The organism is Sphingomonas sp. (assembly GCF_019635515.1).
Taxonomy (GTDB): domain Bacteria; phylum Pseudomonadota; class Alphaproteobacteria; order Sphingomonadales; family Sphingomonadaceae; genus Sphingomonas.
This window is the reverse complement of sequence record NZ_JAHBZI010000001.1, coordinates 1,545,313-1,561,821: the sequence shown is the minus strand read 5'-3', so window position 1 is coordinate 1,561,821 and position 16,509 is coordinate 1,545,313. Positions and strand designations below refer to the sequence as shown.

15 protein-coding genes are annotated in these 16,509 nt (G+C 65.8%); 5 read left to right on the top strand and 10 right to left on the bottom strand.

Annotation, left to right across the window (positions count from 1 at the left end):
* Window positions 1–17: 17 nt before the first annotated feature.
* Both KF730_RS07825 and KF730_RS07820 read right to left on the bottom strand, forming a co-directional pair.
* Window positions 18–755, bottom strand: coding sequence for a hypothetical protein (locus KF730_RS07825; protein WP_294093597.1), 738 nt, complete (start codon window positions 753–755; stop codon window positions 18–20).
* A gap of 39 nt (window positions 756–794) precedes the next feature.
* A complete protein-coding gene (locus tag KF730_RS07820; protein ID WP_294093595.1) occupies window positions 795–2,063 on the bottom strand; it encodes a Xaa-Pro peptidase family protein in 1,269 nt (422 codons plus the stop codon).
* A 101-nt stretch (window positions 2,064–2,164) separates the two neighbouring features.
* On the opposite strand from KF730_RS07820, the gene KF730_RS07815 reads away from it, so the two are divergent.
* Both KF730_RS07815 and KF730_RS07810 read left to right on the top strand, forming a co-directional pair.
* Window positions 2,165–3,790 (top strand): hypothetical protein, encoded by a 1,626-nt coding sequence (locus KF730_RS07815; protein WP_294093592.1) that lies wholly within the window; start codon window positions 2,165–2,167, stop codon window positions 3,788–3,790.
* 65 nt (window positions 3,791–3,855) lie between these two features.
* On the top strand, window positions 3,856–5,181 hold the full coding sequence (locus KF730_RS07810) for a dicarboxylate/amino acid:cation symporter (protein WP_294093591.1): 1,326 nt from the start codon (window positions 3,856–3,858) through the stop codon (window positions 5,179–5,181).
* 140 nt (window positions 5,182–5,321) lie between these two features.
* Here the strand turns inward: KF730_RS07810 and KF730_RS07805 are convergent, their stop codons facing one another.
* Window positions 5,322–5,945: a glutathione S-transferase gene (locus tag KF730_RS07805; RefSeq protein WP_294093589.1), complete on the bottom strand. Its 624-nt coding sequence runs from the start codon at window positions 5,943–5,945 to the stop codon at window positions 5,322–5,324.
* A 103-nt stretch (window positions 5,946–6,048) separates the two neighbouring features.
* Here KF730_RS07805 and KF730_RS07800 point away from each other — a divergent pair, with 103 nt between their 5' ends.
* A complete protein-coding gene (locus KF730_RS07800; RefSeq protein ID WP_294093587.1) occupies window positions 6,049–6,933 on the top strand; it encodes an alpha/beta hydrolase-fold protein in 885 nt (294 codons plus the stop codon).
* A gap of 251 nt (window positions 6,934–7,184) precedes the next feature.
* Here the strand turns inward: KF730_RS07800 and recA are convergent, their stop codons facing one another.
* Window positions 7,185–8,288: a recombinase RecA gene (gene recA, locus KF730_RS07795; protein WP_294093585.1), complete on the bottom strand. Its 1,104-nt coding sequence runs from the start codon at window positions 8,286–8,288 to the stop codon at window positions 7,185–7,187.
* A 134-nt stretch (window positions 8,289–8,422) separates the two neighbouring features.
* Here recA and KF730_RS07790 point away from each other — a divergent pair, with 134 nt between their 5' ends.
* Window positions 8,423–9,133 (top strand): MOSC N-terminal beta barrel domain-containing protein, encoded by a 711-nt coding sequence (locus KF730_RS07790; protein WP_294093583.1) that lies wholly within the window; start codon window positions 8,423–8,425, stop codon window positions 9,131–9,133.
* Window positions 9,134–9,139: 6 nt separating this feature from the next.
* A complete protein-coding gene (locus tag KF730_RS07785) occupies window positions 9,140–9,853 on the top strand; it encodes a hypothetical protein (RefSeq protein WP_294093582.1) in 714 nt (237 codons plus the stop codon).
* Between the two features lie 4 nt (window positions 9,854–9,857).
* On the opposite strand, the gene KF730_RS07780 is transcribed toward KF730_RS07785, so the two are convergent.
* The 6 genes from KF730_RS07780 to KF730_RS07755 form a co-directional block, all read right to left on the bottom strand.
* The gene (locus tag KF730_RS07780; protein ID WP_294093580.1) at window positions 9,858–10,202 is read right to left on the bottom strand and encodes a response regulator; all 345 of its coding nucleotides are present in this window, start codon (window positions 10,200–10,202) and stop codon (window positions 9,858–9,860) included.
* 40 nt (window positions 10,203–10,242) lie between these two features.
* Window positions 10,243–12,633: a response regulator gene (locus KF730_RS07775; RefSeq protein WP_294093578.1), complete on the bottom strand. Its 2,391-nt coding sequence runs from the start codon at window positions 12,631–12,633 to the stop codon at window positions 10,243–10,245.
* A gap of 76 nt (window positions 12,634–12,709) precedes the next feature.
* A complete protein-coding gene (locus KF730_RS07770) occupies window positions 12,710–14,782 on the bottom strand; it encodes a M13 family metallopeptidase (RefSeq protein ID WP_294093576.1) in 2,073 nt (690 codons plus the stop codon).
* A 201-nt stretch (window positions 14,783–14,983) separates the two neighbouring features.
* Window positions 14,984–15,574: a DUF2062 domain-containing protein gene (locus tag KF730_RS07765; RefSeq protein ID WP_294093575.1), complete on the bottom strand. Its 591-nt coding sequence runs from the start codon at window positions 15,572–15,574 to the stop codon at window positions 14,984–14,986.
* Window positions 15,567–16,049: an SsrA-binding protein SmpB gene (smpB, locus tag KF730_RS07760; RefSeq protein ID WP_294093573.1), complete on the bottom strand. Its 483-nt coding sequence runs from the start codon at window positions 16,047–16,049 to the stop codon at window positions 15,567–15,569. The genes KF730_RS07765 and smpB overlap by 8 nt, the downstream gene beginning before the upstream one ends.
* 88 nt (window positions 16,050–16,137) lie before the next feature.
* Window positions 16,138–16,455 (bottom strand): GIY-YIG nuclease family protein, encoded by a 318-nt coding sequence (locus KF730_RS07755; protein WP_294093571.1) that lies wholly within the window; start codon window positions 16,453–16,455, stop codon window positions 16,138–16,140.
* Between the last annotated feature and the right edge of the window lie 54 nt (window positions 16,456–16,509).

The following is a 16,509-nucleotide window of genomic DNA, read 5'->3' as shown; positions in this document are numbered from 1 at the left end:
ACCGGCCGAGCGGATACTCAGGATTTGCACAAATCCTTCACCTGGTCCGCCGGCAACGAACCGTTATCGACCCACGCCTGGGGCACGACCTTTATGCTGCGCTGCGAAACCCAATAACGGCCAAGCCCGTCCCGATAGATCAGCAGATAGCCGCAATAGGCGTTGAGCCTGGGATAGCTGCCGTCGATCGTGACGAAGGCATAGGTGCCCGGGTGCGAAGTGCCCTCGGGATTGTTCGCCCAGCCGACGACATTCAGCGTCCACTTACCGGGCCCGCCGGCATGCTCGCGCAGGCGCTGGGTGGTATCCATCCACTCCTTGTTGGTGATCTCGAGATTCGCCTCCATCATCGGCATGCCGGTTGCCGCATCGCCCTTGTCGATCGCGGTCATGAAGCGCTGCGCGAAGGCGTTGAGATCGGCGTTGTCCCGCTCGCTCGGCTTCCAGTCGGCGGGGGCCGGCTTGTAAGGGTCGTTGGCGGGATCGTAGCATTCGAAGCGCTGGGTGTGGTTCTTGAACATCCGCGCGCCGCCTTCGCCAATGATGTTATCGTAATTGAACTTGCCGAAGCGCGGCTTCAGCTTGGCGCCGCACTTCGCCTCCGCCAGACGGGTCAGCGATGCGACGAGATCGAGATCCGCGGCATGATCGGCGATCCGCATAATATAGCCCCTGGCCGGATAAGCCTCGATGCGGACTTCAGGATCCTGCGCGCCGGCGGCGTACAGAGCGAGCGAGAGCAAAGATGTGATCATTCCGGCAGCGTAGCATCCACGCTACCGATCTCAAGCCGTTCAATCGAAGGGCTTGTCGATCGATTTGGGCGGCGTGCTGAACCATTTCGGGCCGCTTTCGGTCATGTGGAAGCAATCCTCGAGGCGGATGCCGAAGCTGCCGGGGATGTAGATGCCGGGCTCGTTCGAAAAGCACATGCCGGGCGCGAGCGGAGTCTTTTCGCCGCGCACCAGGTTCACCGGCTCATGGCCATCCATACCGATGCCGTGGCCGGTGCGGTGCGACAGGCCGGGCAGCTTGTAATCAGGGCCATAGCCTTCGCTGACATAATAGCGGCGGACCGCATCATCGACGCTGCCGGCGGAGCGGCCGAGCTGCGCGGCCTCGATCGCGACCTGCTGGCCGCGCGCGACCTGGTTCCACACCTTGCGCTGCTGCGCATTCGCCTCACCGAACACGAAGCTGCGCGAGATATCGGACTGGTAGCCCTGCACGCTGCACCCGCAATCCATCAGCACGACTTCGCCGGGGACGACCTTTTGCGGTTTGCCCGATCCATGCGGATAGGCCGCGGCCTCGCCGAGCAGGATCAGGTTCCAGGCGTTGGTTCCGCCGAGCCTGGCGGTCGCGGCACTCATCAGGGCGGCGATGTCGCGCGGAGTCATCCCCGCCTCGATCCGCGAATGGGTCCAGCGATAGGCGGCGACGGTGACATCGCTGGCGAGCTGCATCAGCGCCAGTTCGGGCGCGGTCTTGATCATCCGGCAGCCGCGGACGACCGGGTTGGCCGAGACGATCCTGGCCGTGGGCAGCGCCTTTTGCAGGCCGTCGACGATGAAATAGCGGTTGGTCTCCTCGATCCCGACCGGGCGGTTGCCGAGCTTGCGGTCCTTGAGGAAGCCGGCGACGACCTTCAACGGGTCCTCATCCTCCTGCCAGACGCGGACCTCGGCGGGCACGGCGAGGCTCTCGCGGACCGACGGCTCCTCGAAGAACGGCGTGACGATGCACGGCTCGCCCTCGACCGGAATCACCACGCAGGTCAGCCGCTCGCTGCGGCCCCAGCGGACGCCGGTGAAATAGATCAGCGACGATCCCGGCTCGATCAGCACCGCGCCGATGCCGTTGGCCTGCATCAGCCTCTGGGCGCGGGCGATGCGCGCCTTGCGCTCCTCGGGACCGATCGGCTGCGCGTTCCCGGTCATGTCCTGGAGGTCGGGCTCGTCGAAGGCGCGGGCGAGGCCGGGGGTCATCACCAAAGGCGCAAGCGCGGCGGCCTGGAGCATGCGGCGGCGGGGAATGGGGAAAGCGCCACGTTCGGAATTCATCGTCTTTCCTCCCCTGAGATAATTGCCGCCCGCTGATAGGGCGCTTGACCAATGCCCCGCAATCCCTTCCCTTGTGTGTCAGGGAATTGGGGGGATGCGCGATGCGACGGTTGATGCTGGCTCCGATGGCATTGTTGATGGGAAGCACGGCGGCGCCGGTACCCTATTCGGCGGTGGCGCCGGCAGGGCGCTGGTGCGGCGGCGATTTCTCGGCGGCGGAAGGCGCGACCGAACTGCTCAAGGGCTTTGGCCCGGGCGGGTTCAGGATCACCACCAGAAGCGCCGAAGCGCAGGCGTTCTTCGACAATGGCATGCAGCTGGCGCACGCATTCGCCCACAAGGCGGCGATCCGCGCTTTCCAGGAAGCGCGGCGGCTCGATCCCGAATGCGCGATGTGCGCCTGGGGCGAGGCATGGTCTTCGGGCCCGACGATCAATTACGGGATCAAGCCCGACGAGGCCAAGACGCTGGCGGCGATGGTGGAAGACGCCGAGAAGCTTGCCGCCAACGCGCCGGTGCGCGAGCGCAACCTGATCGGCGCGCTCAAGCTGCGCTATGTCGGCGCGACGGGCAATCGCGACTTCGCCGATGCGATGGACAAGATGGCGCGGCTGGCGCCCGGCGACGATGCGCTGGCGACGCTGGCGGCCGACGCGGCGATGATCGCGGCGGATGACTGGAACGAGACCAGCCTCAAGCGCCCGGTGGAGCTGCTGGAGACGGTGCTGGGCCGCAATCCCGATTACGCGCCGGCGATCCATTTCTATATCCACGCCACCGAGGGATCGGGCTTCCCGGCGCGCGCCGAGAAATTCGCCGACCGGCTGGGCGTGGTCGCGCCCGCAGCGAGCCATCTCGTCCACATGCCCTCGCACACTTACTATTGGATCGGGCGCTATGGCGACGCCGCGACCGTGAACTTCCGTGCCGCCGAGATCGGGCTGGTGACGGACACCAGGATCGAGAAGCTCAGCGGCGAGGATGCCGAGTGGAAGCTGCTCTATCACGGACATAATGTGCATTTCGGGCTGGGCGGCGCGCTGATGGCTGGCGATGCCGAGGTTGGGCTCAAGCTGGCGCGGCCGATGATCGCGATGGCGGAGCGGGCGAAGGAGCTGCCGCCATTCACCCAGATCGTGCTCGGCGAGGCCTATATGGCGGTGGCGCGCTTCGCTCCCGCCGGGGAGATGCTGGCGATCGCCGAGCCGGCCAGGGACCGCTCACTGGCGCGGGCGCTGTGGCATTATGCGCGCGGTGAAGCCTTTGCCCGCAAGGGCGACGTGGCGGCGATTCGCCGCGAGGGGCTGGCGATCCCCAAAAAGATGGAGGGCGACAAGAACGGCCGCTATGCGAGCCTGTCGGCGATTGCCCGCGGCGTGCTCGAAGGGCGCATCGCGATGCTGCAGGGCAAGCATGCCAAGGCGGCCGAACTCTTCGCGGCGGCGGCGGCGGTCGAGGAGGCCAAGCCCTTTTCCGACGCCTCCGATCCGCCGATCTGGTGGTACCCGGTGCGGCGCGACGTGGCGGCGGCCTTGCTGGCCAAGGGCGATGCGGCGGGCGCGCTGGCGGCGGCGGACGCCTCGCTCAAGCGCCGCCCGCTCGACCCGGTCGCGCTGGCGATCCGCGGGCAGGCGCAGGGCAAGCTGGGCGCGAAGGTCGCCGCCGCGCGCGATCTGGCGACGGCGCACAGCGGCTGGCGCGGCGGGCGACTGCCAAACGGCGCTTGACCCGGCGCGCGCAATCCCCTTCCTAGGCGGCAATCAAATCAGGGCCGGGAGCCCAAGGGGGATGCGTGGGTAAGCGACTGACATGGTGGATCATTGCCGGGCTGCTGCTCGGCGGACTGCTCGGCTGGGGGCTCAACACCTACTACGCGCCGATGGGCGAAGCCGGGACCGCGCGGCTGGCGGCGATCGCCGGCTATCTCGACATTCCCACCCAGATGTTCCTGCATCTGATCAAGATGATCATCGCGCCGCTGGTGGTCTCCACCCTCGTCGTCGGCATCGCCCATATGGGCGGCGGCAGCGCGATCGGGCGCGTGGGATTGAAGGCGTTCCTGTGGTTCGTCTGCGCCAGCCTCGTCTCGCTGACGCTGGGCCTGATCCTCGTCAACGTCCTGCACCCCGGCACCGGCCTCAACCTGCCGCTGCCGGACGCGGCGGCGGGCAGCGGCGTCGACCGTTCGAGCTTCGATGTCGCCAAATTCTTCATCCACATCGTCCCGACCAGCGCGATCGACGCGATGGCGACAAACGACATCCTCCAGCTCGTCATCTTCTCGCTGTTCTTCGGCGTCGGCCTGGCGGCGGTCGGCGAGAAGGGTGCGCCGCTGGTGCGCGGGCTCGAATCGCTGGTGGCGGTGATGCTGACAGTGACCGGCTATGTGATGCTGTTCGCCCCGGTGGCGGTGTTCTGCGCGGTGGCGCGGACGCTGGCGACCAAGGGGCTGGGCGTGATCGGCGACCTCGCCTTCTTCATGGGCAGCTTCTATATCGGCCTCGCGGTGCTGTGGACGGTGCTGCTCGGCGCCTGCTTCCTGTTCATCGGCCGCCGCACCGGCACGCTGATCCGCTATCTGCGCGATCCGATCCTGCTCGGTTTCTCGACCGCATCCTCCGAAGCGGCCTATCCGCGCACGCTCGACGCGCTCGACCGCTTCGGCGTGCCGCCCAAGATCGCCAGCTTCGTGCTCCCCTTGGGCTATTCGTTCAATCTCGACGGCTCGATGATGTACATGACCTTCGCGTCGATCTTCATCGCGCAGGCCTATGGCATCCATCTCGACTGGCCGACGATGATCCAGATGCTGCTGATCCTGATGATCACCAGCAAGGGCATTGCCGGCGTGCCGCGGGCCAGCCTGGTGGTGATCACCGGCACGCTCGCCCATTTCAACATTCCCGAGGCGGGCATCCTGCTGATCCTCGCCGTCGATCACTTCCTCGACATGGGCCGCACCGCCACCAACGTGATCGGCAACGCCGTCGCCAGCGTGGTTGTGGCGCGCTGGGAGGGGCAGCTCGATCCGCCGGAAGCCGCGGAAGCAACGGTTGCGGGGATGCAGCCGCCGGTGACCGCCGACGCCACCAGTTTCCAGGACGGACCGAAGGGTTGAGGCGAGGCCGCGACAGGAGCCCCGACGGCCCTTATCGCGGTCGGGCTTTCGGCGGCGCCGCGCGCGCCGCCGCGGGACGATCGCGACATGGTGCCGGGCTGCTCACCATCGCGACAGGGTTCGCGCTGGTCTAGCGCACCTCACGCATAGGCATAGGGCCCGCCGACTTCGAGCGCCTTGCGATAGGCGGGCCGGGCATGGATCTCCTCCAGCCAGGCGGCGATGTGCGGGCGGCCTTCGGTGGCGCCGGCGCGGGCGACCGCCGCTTCGAGCGGGAAGCTCATCATGATGTCGGCCGCGGTCATCTCCTGCCCGGCGAACCAGGGCCGCCTGGCGAGTTCGCTCTCGACATAGTCGAGATGGACGTCGATCATCGGCTTGATCTTCCGCTGCGCGGTCTTGCCGAACAGGGGCACGCGAGCGAGCACCAGCTTGAGGAGCAAGGGCGGCATCAGCGAACCCTCGGCATAATGGAGGAAGTGGCGGTAGCGCAGGGCATCCTCGCGGTGCGCGGGGGCGCCGAGGCGGCCATCGGCGAGCTCGACGATATATTCGATGATCGCGCCGGTCTCGGCGATGACGCGGCCATCATGTTCGATGACCGGTGACTTGCCGAGCGGATGGACCTTTTTGAGCTCGGGCGGAGCGAGCATCGTCTGCTTGTTCCGCTCATAGCGCTTCACTTCATAGGGGAGGCCGAGTTCCTCGAGCAGCCACAGGATGCGCTGCGAACGGCTGTTTTCGAGATGATGGACGAGGATCATGCGCGTTCCTTGATGCGGCGAGGCGGACGTCGTCGCGCCGGGTGACGAGACGCGATCCCCATGTGGTTTCGCCGATCCCGCCACCGTTGCCAAGCCTGCCCGAGTGCGCGAAGTTGCGCGCGTCGCGGCACCATCGGCAGGACAGGAGCATGACATGATCAAGGGCTGGCACCGGCCGCTGCTTCCCCTAGCCTGCCTTGCCTGCATTCCCGGAGCCGCCCACGCCCAGGACCATCTGATCGGCACGGAAAGCGCGCTCACGATCGAGATACCCGGTCAGGGCGAACGCCGCGCGGTGTGGATAAGCGTGCCGCCGGGATACGAGCGGTCCGGCGCCACCCGCTATCCCGTCGCCTATGTGCTGGATGGCCGCGGGCTGTTCCCCGGCGCGGTGGCGGCGGCGCGGTTCCTCAGCGTCTTCGAGGGCGCGCCGGGAATGATCGTGGTGGGAATCGACAGCGTCAATCCGGCGGCGCGGCGGCGCGACTTCACACCTGTGCGCGCGGCCAGCGACGCCGAGGGCGCATCGGGCCAGGCGGATCGCTTTGCCGCGCTTCTGGCCGGCGGGATCGTGCCGCGGATCAATATGGACTTCAGGACTGACGGGCGCGCCGTACTGATCGGGCATTCACTAGCCGGGCTGTTCGCGCTCGATGCCTGGCACCGGCGGCTGCCGGCGTTCGACGGCTATATCGCGATCAGCCCGACTCTGCCCTGGGCGGACAACGAGATCATGGGCCGGATCGCTAGCCGCGCCAAGGGCAGCAGCGACGCCAAGGCGCCGTTCGTGTTCGTATCGATGGCGGCGGACATGCCGGCCTACCTCGCGCAGATGGAACGTCTCGAGAGCATGGCTCCGCAGCTGGCGCCGGCATGGCAATTCGCGCGCTTTCCCGACGACACCCATGTCACCACCGTGCCCGGCGCGCTGTTTCGCGGATTGCGGCTCTACCATCAGCATCTGGCCGCCGGCCCGCCGAAACCGTGACGATCCGCGCTTGGCTTCACACTTTTCCCGCGTTTCGTGACACAAAGCTGCGCAGCCGCGACACAAACGGAAAGACCCGACGCAGGGCAATGCGCCGGGTCTCCGATGGGAAATTGGCCGTTTCCGCCGGGTCGATCATGCCTCGCACGATCGAGAAACGCCCAAGGGCATTTCACCTCCAGCCAAACCGGCCACCCCGTGACCGCTGGTCCGGTGCGGGCAAGCACCGTCGCGGCCTTGTTCATTGAACCTCAGAGATCGTCCTCGCTGCCCTCGGCATCGGGTTCGGGGCCGGTCATCATCTCCTCGGCGACCTTTTCGGTGCGCGTGCGGATGGCCTTTTCGAGGCGGGCGCAGATCTCCGGATTTTCCTTGAGGAAGGTCTTGGAGTTCTCGCGGCCCTGGCCGATGCGGACGCTATCATAGCTGAACCATGCGCCCGATTTCTCGACCAGCCCGGCCTTGACGCCAAGATCGAGGATCTCGCCGATCTTCGAGACGCCTTCGCCATACATGATGTCGAACTCGACCTGCTTGAACGGCGGCGCAACCTTGTTCTTGACGACCTTCACGCGGGTGGTGTTGCCGATGATATCGTCGCGATCCTTGATCTGGCCGGTGCGGCGGATGTCGAGACGGACCGAAGCGTAGAATTTGAGCGCATTGCCGCCGGTCGTGGTCTCGGGATTGCCGTACATCACGCCGATCTTCATGCGCAGCTGATTGATGAAGATCACCATGCAGCGCGAGCGGGCGATCGAGCCGGTGAGCTTGCGCAGGCTCTGCGACATCAGGCGGGCCTGAAGACCGACATGGCTGTCGCCCATCTCGCCTTCGATTTCAGCGCGCGGCACCAGCGCGGCGACCGAATCGACCACCAGCACGTCGATGGCGTTGGAGCGAACCAGCGTATCGACGATTTCAAGCGCCTGCTCGCCGGTATCAGGCTGCGAGACGATCAGCTCATCGATGTTGACGCCAAGCTTCTTGGCATAGACCGGATCGAGCGCATGCTCGGCATCGACGAAGGCGGCGACGCCGCCGGTCTTCTGCGCTTCGGCAATGGTGTGCAGCGCCAGCGTGGTCTTGCCCGAGCTTTCGGGGCCGTAAATCTCGATGACGCGGCCGCGCGGCAGGCCGCCGACGCCAAGGGCGATGTCGAGGCCGAGCGACCCGGTCGAGATAGCCTCGACCTGCATCGCCTCCTTCGAGCCGAGACGCATCGCGCTGCCCTTGCCGAACGCGCGATCGATCTGAGCGAGGGCGGCTTCAAGCGCCTTCTGCTTTTCGGTGCTGGGAGCCATATTATTGTCGATGACCTTCAGGGATGCTGCCATTTTCGATGCCCTCGCCACTTGAAGATGTCTACCGTAATCGTTGCTGTTGACGGCTTCGTATCGTGTTTGTTCTCATAGAACAAGAGCGGAACAAAAAATAATTTCGCGAGCGTGCAATTGCCCCTCCCCATCCCCCACGCTAGCCAGCGGCCATGGGGGAAATCATTGGCACGGTCGCTGCGCTCAACCGCTTTCCGGTCAAGTCGATGGCCGGCGAGCCGCTGGAGACTGCCGAGATCGATTGGCAGGGCGTGGAGGGCGACCGGCAATATGCGTTCTTCTTCCGCGACAGCGGCTCGCGCTTTCCATGGCTGACCGGGCGGGACGTGTCGGAAATGGTGCTGCATGCGGCGCGCTTTGCCGATCCGCAGGCGCCGAAGACGGCGAAGGTCGAAGTCACCGCGCCCGATGGCTGGCACGGCACTGTCGACGATCCCGAATTGCTGGAGCGGCTGGCGGCGGCGGCGGGTGCGCCGATCGGGCTGATCCAGCTGGCGATCGGTTGCTTCGATTCGATGCCGGTATCGGTGGTGACCACCGCCGCGCATCACTGGGTCGAGACCGCGCATGGTTCGGCGCTGGATATGCGACGGTTCCGCGCGAATATCGTCATCGAGAGCGATCATTCGCAGATGGAATGGGCGGGCAAGCGGATCGCGTTCGGCGAGGATGGTGCGGAGCTACTGATAACCGAGGGAATCCAGCGCTGCGCGATGGTGACGATCCATCCGGATACGGCAGTGCGCGAGCCCAAGGTGCTGCGGACGGTCGCCCAGCAGTTCGGCAATAATTACGGCACCTATGCCGCGCCGGCGAAGAAGGGATTTGTGCGGATCGGGGATGTGGTACGCTTGATCGATTAGGGGGGATTGAAGATGCGCCTATTCACTTTGGTTGCAGCCATGCTGCTGGCGGCGCCCGCTGCCCATGCCGCCGATGCCTGTACCACGCTCGAGGCGCGCACCGCTGCCTTCGAACCGGATCTCAAGGCTGCCTTTGAACTGATGAAGGCGCGGGATATCGCCGGTGCGCGGAAATACCTGCCCAAGCTCGAGGCGTATTTTGCTGCCATCCCCGCAACGATGCCGCAGCCGGCGCGGTGCGGCGCGGAAGTAGCGGTGTTCGACTATCTCCAATATCTGCGCTTCACCGAGCTGACTGGAGCGGGCAAAACAGTTCCCGGATATCCGGCGGGCACCAAATTCACCTTCAAGCTGCTCGATCTTAATGCGCTCGCCTATGCGGTCGGCTGGCTGAATTACGAGAGCCAGAATTTCGACAAGGCGCTGGCCGCCTATACCAAGGGGCTATTGATCGCACCCGGCGATCATGATCTGTCGAGCGAATACGTCGCGACGCTGATGCAGCAGAAAAATTACGCGCCGATCATCTCCTTCGCCGATACCTATCTGAGCGGCGACACCGATATCAGCCCCAAGGCGCGAGCGAGCATGATGGGCGGCAAGGCGATCGCCCAGACGCTGACCGGCAACAAGGCGGGCGGACGAGCGACGCTGGAAGCCGCGGTGAAGCTGGACCCGCAGAATCAGACGCTGAAGGACCTGCTGGCGCAGTGGCAATAGCGCGCTAGCCGAGCGCGTTGAGCACCTTCTCGACCGCGTCCATCGTGAACGGCTTGGAGAGCACCGGGCGGTGGCGATGCGCTTCGGCGATGCTGTCCCCGCCTCCGCCGGTGGCGATGACGAAGGGGATGCCGGCTTCGGCGAGCTTGTCGGCGATCGGCCAGCTGGTCTCGCCGCCGCGCAGATTCACATCGAGGATCGCCGCGTCGCATTCGCCAACAAGATCGAGCGCGGCGGCGACGGTGTCGGCGGTGCCTGCGACCCGATGGTCGAGAGCGTCGAGGAAGTCCTCGAGCATCATCGCGATCAGAGGTTCGTCCTCGACGATGAGGATATTCTTGCCGGGCATGTTTCGCCCAATTGCAGATAAGATTCGTTACGCCAAGCGCTTATTTCGCTACGAGAACGTCGCGGGTGGCCTCAGCAAGTTGCTGAACCGAAAAGGGTTTCGGCAGGAAGGCGACATTGTCGAGGTCGATCGACCTGCGCAGCTGTTCCTCGGCATAGCCCGACATGAACAGGATCGGCAGATCGGGCCATTTGGCGCGGATGTGGCGGGCCATGGTCGGCCCGTCCATCAACGGCATCACCACGTCGCTGACAAGCAGGTCGGGTTTCTCGATCGTATCGAGCAACTCTAGCGCGGCTTCGCCATTCTCGGCGGTGAGGACGGTATAGCCCTGCCGCGCCAATGCCCGCTCGGCGACGGCGCGGACCATGTCTTCGTCCTCGACGACCAGGATCGTGCCGGTGCCCCAGGTGTCGGCGGGCTTGGCCCTGGCGGCCGGCAGCTTGGGCGCGACGGTGGCTTCGGCGGCGGCGTGGACCGGCAGATAGATGGTGAACTCGGCGCCGCTGTTCGGCTGGTTTTCCGCGAAGATGAAGCCGCCCGACTGCTTGATGATGCCATAGACGGTGGAAAGGCCGAGACCGGTGCCCTTGCCGACTTCCTTGGTGGTGAAGAACGGCTCCCAGATCTTGGGCAGGATATCGTGCGGAATGCCGGTGCCGGTGTCGGCGATACGCAGCGCGGTGTAATCGCCCACCGGCAGGACATCGTCGTCCATCTGGCGGACCTGTGCGGCGGGGACCGCCATCGTCTCGATCGTCAGCGTGCCGCCGCTGGGATTGGCCGACAGCATCGCGTCGCGGGCGTTGACCGCGAGATTGACCACGACCTGTTCGAGCTGACCGGGATCGGCACGGACCGGCCCCAAATTGCGGCCATGCTTGACGTCCAGCACGACCGTTTCGCCGAGCAGGCGCTTGAGCAGGTTCGACACCTCCGAGATGACGTCGGGGAGTTGGAGAACCTGCGGGCGCAGTGTCTGCTGACGGGAGAAGGCAAGAAGCTGGCGGGTCAGGCTGGCGGCGCGGTTCGAATTGGCGCGGATCTGCTGGATATCGTCATAGTCGCCGTCGCCGGGCGAATGGCGCATCAGCATCAGGTCGCAATGGCCGATGATCGCGGTGAGGATATTGTTGAAATCATGGGCGACGCCACCGGCGAGCTGGCCGACCGCCTGCATCTTGGTCGCCTGCGCGACCTGGCGCTTGAGCTTGCCCTCCTCGCCCGAATCCTTGAGACTGATCAGCACCGCAGCGTCGCCCAGCCCGCGCGCACCGGCGATGGTGATCGCGACCGGCTCCTCGGGCGCGTCCTGGAGGCGGATCGTCATCTCGGCGGATTGCGCGGCGCCGCCGGCGAAGCGGCGGACGGCATCGGCGAGCGCGGCCTTGTCCTCGCGGACGACGAGGTCGCCGGGATAAAGCGGCGGCGCGGCGGCGTTGACGCGGGTCGCCTTCACGAAGGCGTCGTTCATGTTGACGAAGCGCCCGTCGCGATCGATCAGCGCCAGCCCGGAAGGCAGCAGGGCGATCAGCGAGCGGACATGGGCGGTGGCGCTGCCACCGATCGCGGGGGCCGCGGCGGCGCCATGCTCCTCATCGAGCAAGGTCACCAGCATCGGCGCGTCGTCGCCATCGAGGAACGGGATCTGAAGGACGCGCAAGGGGGTGCCGTTCAGCCCTTCGCGTTCGAAACGGACCAGCCCCATGCTGTCGGTGATCAGGAAACGCGCGAAGTCGCGGCCCTCTGCCGGAGTGTCGGCATTGCCGAGAGCGCGGAGGCGGAAAACGCGGTTGGCCGAGCGGATGCGCCCTTCCGGCGTGACCATCACGGTCATGATCCCGGCGCTGCCCAGACGGTCACCGGTGCCGCCATCGATCAGCGATTCCATCTGCGCGGCGAGATCGAGCGCCTGGACTCCGACGAAACGCCACACCAGCGATTCCTCGCCGACGCGGGCGACCCGCACCGAAACGGGGGAACCGAACACCTGGACGTTCTCGGCCCTGCCCTCGCCATCGCGCCACGCCGCGCGGGCGGCGGTGCCAAGCGCGGTGACCGATACATCGCTGACCGGCAGGCTCGGCGGGGTCGGCCAGCCGGCGAACAGCGCTTCGTAGCGGCTGTTGGCGCAGACCAGGCGCCCGGCGCGGTCGGTAACGGCAAGCGCGTCGTCCGAGGCGGCGGCGAGGGCATGCGCGACGGCCCAGTCGGTCGGCCCTTCCGCAGTGGTGTCGGGCGCGAACAGCCTGCGCGCGGCGACGAGGCCGCCGGCGGCAAGGATGCCGGCGCCGACGAATCCGACCGCGACCGCACGATCGTTGAGGGTCAGCAATATTATGGCGGCGGCGAGGAAGCCGGCGCCGATGGCGGCCGCGAGCGGCAACAACGCGCGGGAGTTTTTCGCGGGGACGAGGGGCAAGGACGCCATGCGGCTCGTGTGTGCCGGGCAAGGGCGGCGGTCAAGCAAATCTCCCTCTCCCCCGAAGGAGAGAGGGAGTATGAAGTCACCAGATCCGGACGCGCTTCTCGGGCGGCAGGACCATCTTGGCGTCCGGCGCCGGATTATAGGCATTGTACCAGGGATCGAGGTTGCGGACGACCCAGGTGCGCTGGATGCTCGGGCTGTGCGGATCGGTCAGCAGGCGCTGGCGGAGGTTGGCCTCGCGATAGTTGCGCCGCCAGACCTGGGCCCAGCCGAGATAGAAGCGCTGATCGCCGGTCGTGCCGTCGATCACTGGCGCGTCCTTGCCGCCCAGCGCCTTGTGATAGGCGTCATAGGCGACGGTGAGGCCGGCGAGATCGGCGACGTTCTCGCCAAGCGTCAACGCGCCTTTCACATGCATGCCCGGCAGCGGCTCATATTGGTCGTACTGGGCGACGAGCGCGTCGGTACGGGCCTTGAACGCCTTGGTATCGGCCGGAGTCCACCATTCGGTGAGGCGGCCGTGCATATCGTAATTGGCGCCCTGATCGTCGAAATGATGGCTGATCTCGTGGCCGATCACCGCGCCGATCCCGCCATAATTGACCGCGTCGTCGGCATTGGGATCGAAGAAGGGCGGCTGGAGGATCGCGGCTGGGAACACGATCTCGACCATGCCCGGATTGGCATAGGCGTTCACGGTCATCGGGGTCATGCCCCATTCCCAGCGCTGCAGCGGCTTGCCGAGATGACCGACATTCTCCTCATGCGCCCATTGGTTGGCGCGGAGATTGTTGCCGAAGGCGTCGCCCGCGACGATCGACAGCGACGAATAGTCCTTCCAGCGATCCGGATAGCCGATCTTGGGGACGAAGGCGGCCATTTTGGCATGCGCCTTCACCTTGGTTTCGGGCGCCATCCAGTCGAGCTGCTCGATGCGGGCGTCCATCGCGGCGATGACGTTCTTGACCAGACGATCCGCCGCGGCCTTGGTCTCGGGCGGGAAATATCTGGCGACGTAGAGCTTGCTGACCTCGTCGGCGAGGACGCCGGTGGTGAAATCGACGCCGCGCTTCCAGCGGGCTTCCTGTTCGGGCTGGCCCGACAACACGGTGCCGAAGAACGCGAAATGCTCCTGGTCGAAGGCGCTGGGCAGCACGTCCGCGAAGCTGTCGAGGCTGCGGACCAGCAACTGATCGGTGAGCACAGATACCGGCGTCGCGGCGATCAGCCTGGCGATGCCGGTGACGGCGCTGGGCTGCGCGACGACGACCGAATCGACCGGCGCGCCGATGCCGGCGAAATAGCCCTTGAAGTCGAAGCCCGGCGCGGACTTCTGAAGGGCGGCGACCGTCATCTTGTTATAGGTCTTGTTCGAGTCACGGCTCTCGACGCGGGTCCAGTGGACTTCGGCGATCTTTGTCTCGAACGCGACGATCGCGGCGGCGCGGGCCGCGGAATTGGGCTCGCCGGCCAGCGTCAGGACGTTGGTCAAATGCTTGAGATAGGCGGCCTTGGTCTCGGCGAGCTTGGGATCCTTCGACAGGTAATAGTCGCGATCGGGCATGCCGAGGCCGCGCTGGTTGAGGAACAGCGCATAGGATTCGGGCTCCTTGTCGTCCTGGCCGACGCCGGCGCCGAACGGCACGCCCACGCCGTTGCGGTCGGCCTGGGCATAGAGCGCGGCGAGGCCGGCCTTGTTCTTCACCGACTTGATCTGGTCCAGCCACGGCTTGATCGGCGCGAGACCCTTGGCGTCGATCGTCGCGGTATCGAGATAGGTCGCGTAGGTGGTGCCGATCTTCGAGTTGGGATCGTTCTGCGCTTCCTTGAGAATGCCCTGGGTGCGCTCCTGCGAGAGATCGGCGAGCAGATTGAACGCGCCATAGTTCGACTTGTCGGCGGGGATCGGCGTGTTCTTCGCCCAGGTGCCGTTGGCATAACCGTAGAAATCGTCGCCGGGGGCAATCGCGCGATCCATGCCGGTCTCGTCGAAGCCGAAATCGCCAAAGGTCGGCTTGGGGCGAGCCGGCTCGGGTGCGGGAGCCGCTTCGGCAACGGGCGCGGCCTCGGTGACGGGCGCCGCGGTGTGCGTACAGCCGCCGAGCAGAACCGGCGCGGCGAGGAAGGTGGTGGCAAGGAGCGAGAGACGCATCAGTAGATTCCCCTAGGAATTCGGATGCGCCGTCTTACCCCCTTAATATGGCCGGTCAATTGCTGTCCCTCTCCCCTTTGGGAGAGGGATGGAGCCGATGAAATCGGCGGGAGGGTGAGGATAGTTGGATACCCTGTCCTCACCCTTCCCACCGCTTCGCAGCGGCCCCCTTCTTTCTCCCGATGAGAGGGAGAGGGAGACTTAGGCTGTGGCCCGCTCGCGGCTTCGCCGGCGCCATTTGCTGGCGATCCACAGCCGCCACAGCAACGCCGTGACGAGATAGCCGAGCACGCCGCCCATCACCGCGCATTCGGCCATGCCGATCGCGGTCGGCCAGCCAATATCCGCGGCCAGCCAGTGCAGCCAGTCGAGCCAGCCGGAATTGACCACCGCGCTGTTCACCTCGGGCACGGTCGAGGCGGTGACCGCGCCGGTGAGCTGCAGGGTCCAGGCACCGACCTTGTAATAGAGGATCAGCAGGAACGGGGTGGTGAAGGGATTGGTGAAAAAGGTGGTGAGCGCCGCCGCCGGGACGTTGGCGCGCAGCGGCAGCGCGAGGATCGCCGAGGCCGGGATCTGGCCCATCGGGATCAGGATGCCGGTGAACATGCCGAGCGCGACGCCGCGCGGAACCGAGCGGCGCGTCATTCGCCAAAGCGAGGAATGCAGCACCCGGTGGGCGATCGGCTTGAGCCAGCGATTATCCTCGAAGCTCTCGCGGGTCGGCAGGTTGCGCTGCGTCCAGGCGTGAAAACGCGCGCCGAGCCCCGCCTTCCGGCCTCGCCTAGCCACGATCGCGGAGGACCCGGGCCTGTTCGCGCTTCCAATCCTGCTCCTTGGCGGAGTCACGCTTGTCATGTGTCTTCTTGCCCTTGGCCAGCGCGAGTTCGACCTTCGCGCGGCCGCGTCCATTGAAATAGATGGACAGCGGCACGAGCGTCATGCCCTGGCGTGCCACCGCGCCATGGAGCTTGTTTATCTCGCGCTCATGAAGGAGCAATTTACGCGGGCGCTTGGGCTCGTGGTTGAAGCGGTTGCCGTGCGAAAATTCGGGGATGTTGGCGTTGACCAGCCACACCGCGCCATCGACGACCTCGGCATAGGATTCCTTGATCGACCCTTCCCCGCCGCGCAGCGACTTCACTTCGGTGCCGGTCAGCGCAAGCCCGGCTTCGTAGACGGTGTCGATGAAATAGTCGTACCGCGCGCGCCGGTTCTCGGCGACGGTCTTGACCTTGTCGAAGGTGGCGGGGCGAGGACGGGCCATAGGAGGAGCGGCATGTAGGGAGGCGCGAAGGGAAAGGCTAGCAGGCTTCGATCAATATCGTCATCCCGGCGAACGCCGGGACCCAGTGTTAGTCACGCGGTAGTGGATCGAACCCCAAACCGACTGCCAGATCCAGCCACTCCGGGTTGTCGCGCTCGATCAGGTTCAGCTTGTACTCGCGCTTCCAGCGCTTGATCGCCTTCTCGCGAAGGATGGTGGATTCCATGTCGTTGTGGCTCTCGTACCAAACCAGAGCCAGCGCGCGATGCTCCCATGCGAAGCCCTTCGTGATGCCGTTGCGGTGTTCGTATACCCGCTGGAGGAGGCGTGCGGTCACGCCGGTGTAGAAGGTGCCGTTACGGGCGCTGGCGAGGATGTAGACGCAAGGTTGCAGCTCTTCGCGCATGCCACAGGCTTATCACAATCGTCACCCCGGCCGAAGTGCCGGGACCTACTGTGC

What these genes read in the sequence shown, in the direction of transcription:
- KF730_RS07770 (WP_294093576.1), bottom strand. Translation starts at nt 14,782, where the DNA reads ATGCGTCTCTCGCTCCTTGCCACCACCTTCCTCGCCGCGCCGGTTCTG.
- KF730_RS07815 (WP_294093592.1), top strand. Translation starts at nt 2,165, where the DNA reads ATGCGACGGTTGATGCTGGCTCCGATGGCATTGTTGATGGGAAGCACG.
- smpB (WP_294093573.1), bottom strand. Translation starts at nt 16,049, where the DNA reads ATGGCCCGTCCTCGCCCCGCCACCTTCGACAAGGTCAAGACCGTCGCC.
- KF730_RS07775 (WP_294093578.1), bottom strand. Translation starts at nt 12,633, where the DNA reads ATGGCGTCCTTGCCCCTCGTCCCCGCGAAAAACTCCCGCGCGTTGTTG.
- KF730_RS07755 (WP_294093571.1), bottom strand. Translation starts at nt 16,455, where the DNA reads ATGCGCGAAGAGCTGCAACCTTGCGTCTACATCCTCGCCAGCGCCCGT.
- KF730_RS07780 (WP_294093580.1), bottom strand. Translation starts at nt 10,202, where the DNA reads ATGCCCGGCAAGAATATCCTCATCGTCGAGGACGAACCTCTGATCGCG.
- KF730_RS07820 (WP_294093595.1), bottom strand. Translation starts at nt 2,063, where the DNA reads ATGAATTCCGAACGTGGCGCTTTCCCCATTCCCCGCCGCCGCATGCTC.
- KF730_RS07805 (WP_294093589.1), bottom strand. Translation starts at nt 5,945, where the DNA reads ATGATCCTCGTCCATCATCTCGAAAACAGCCGTTCGCAGCGCATCCTG.
- KF730_RS07825 (WP_294093597.1), bottom strand. Translation starts at nt 755, where the DNA reads ATGATCACATCTTTGCTCTCGCTCGCTCTGTACGCCGCCGGCGCGCAG.
- KF730_RS07790 (WP_294093583.1), top strand. Translation starts at nt 8,423, where the DNA reads ATGGGGGAAATCATTGGCACGGTCGCTGCGCTCAACCGCTTTCCGGTC.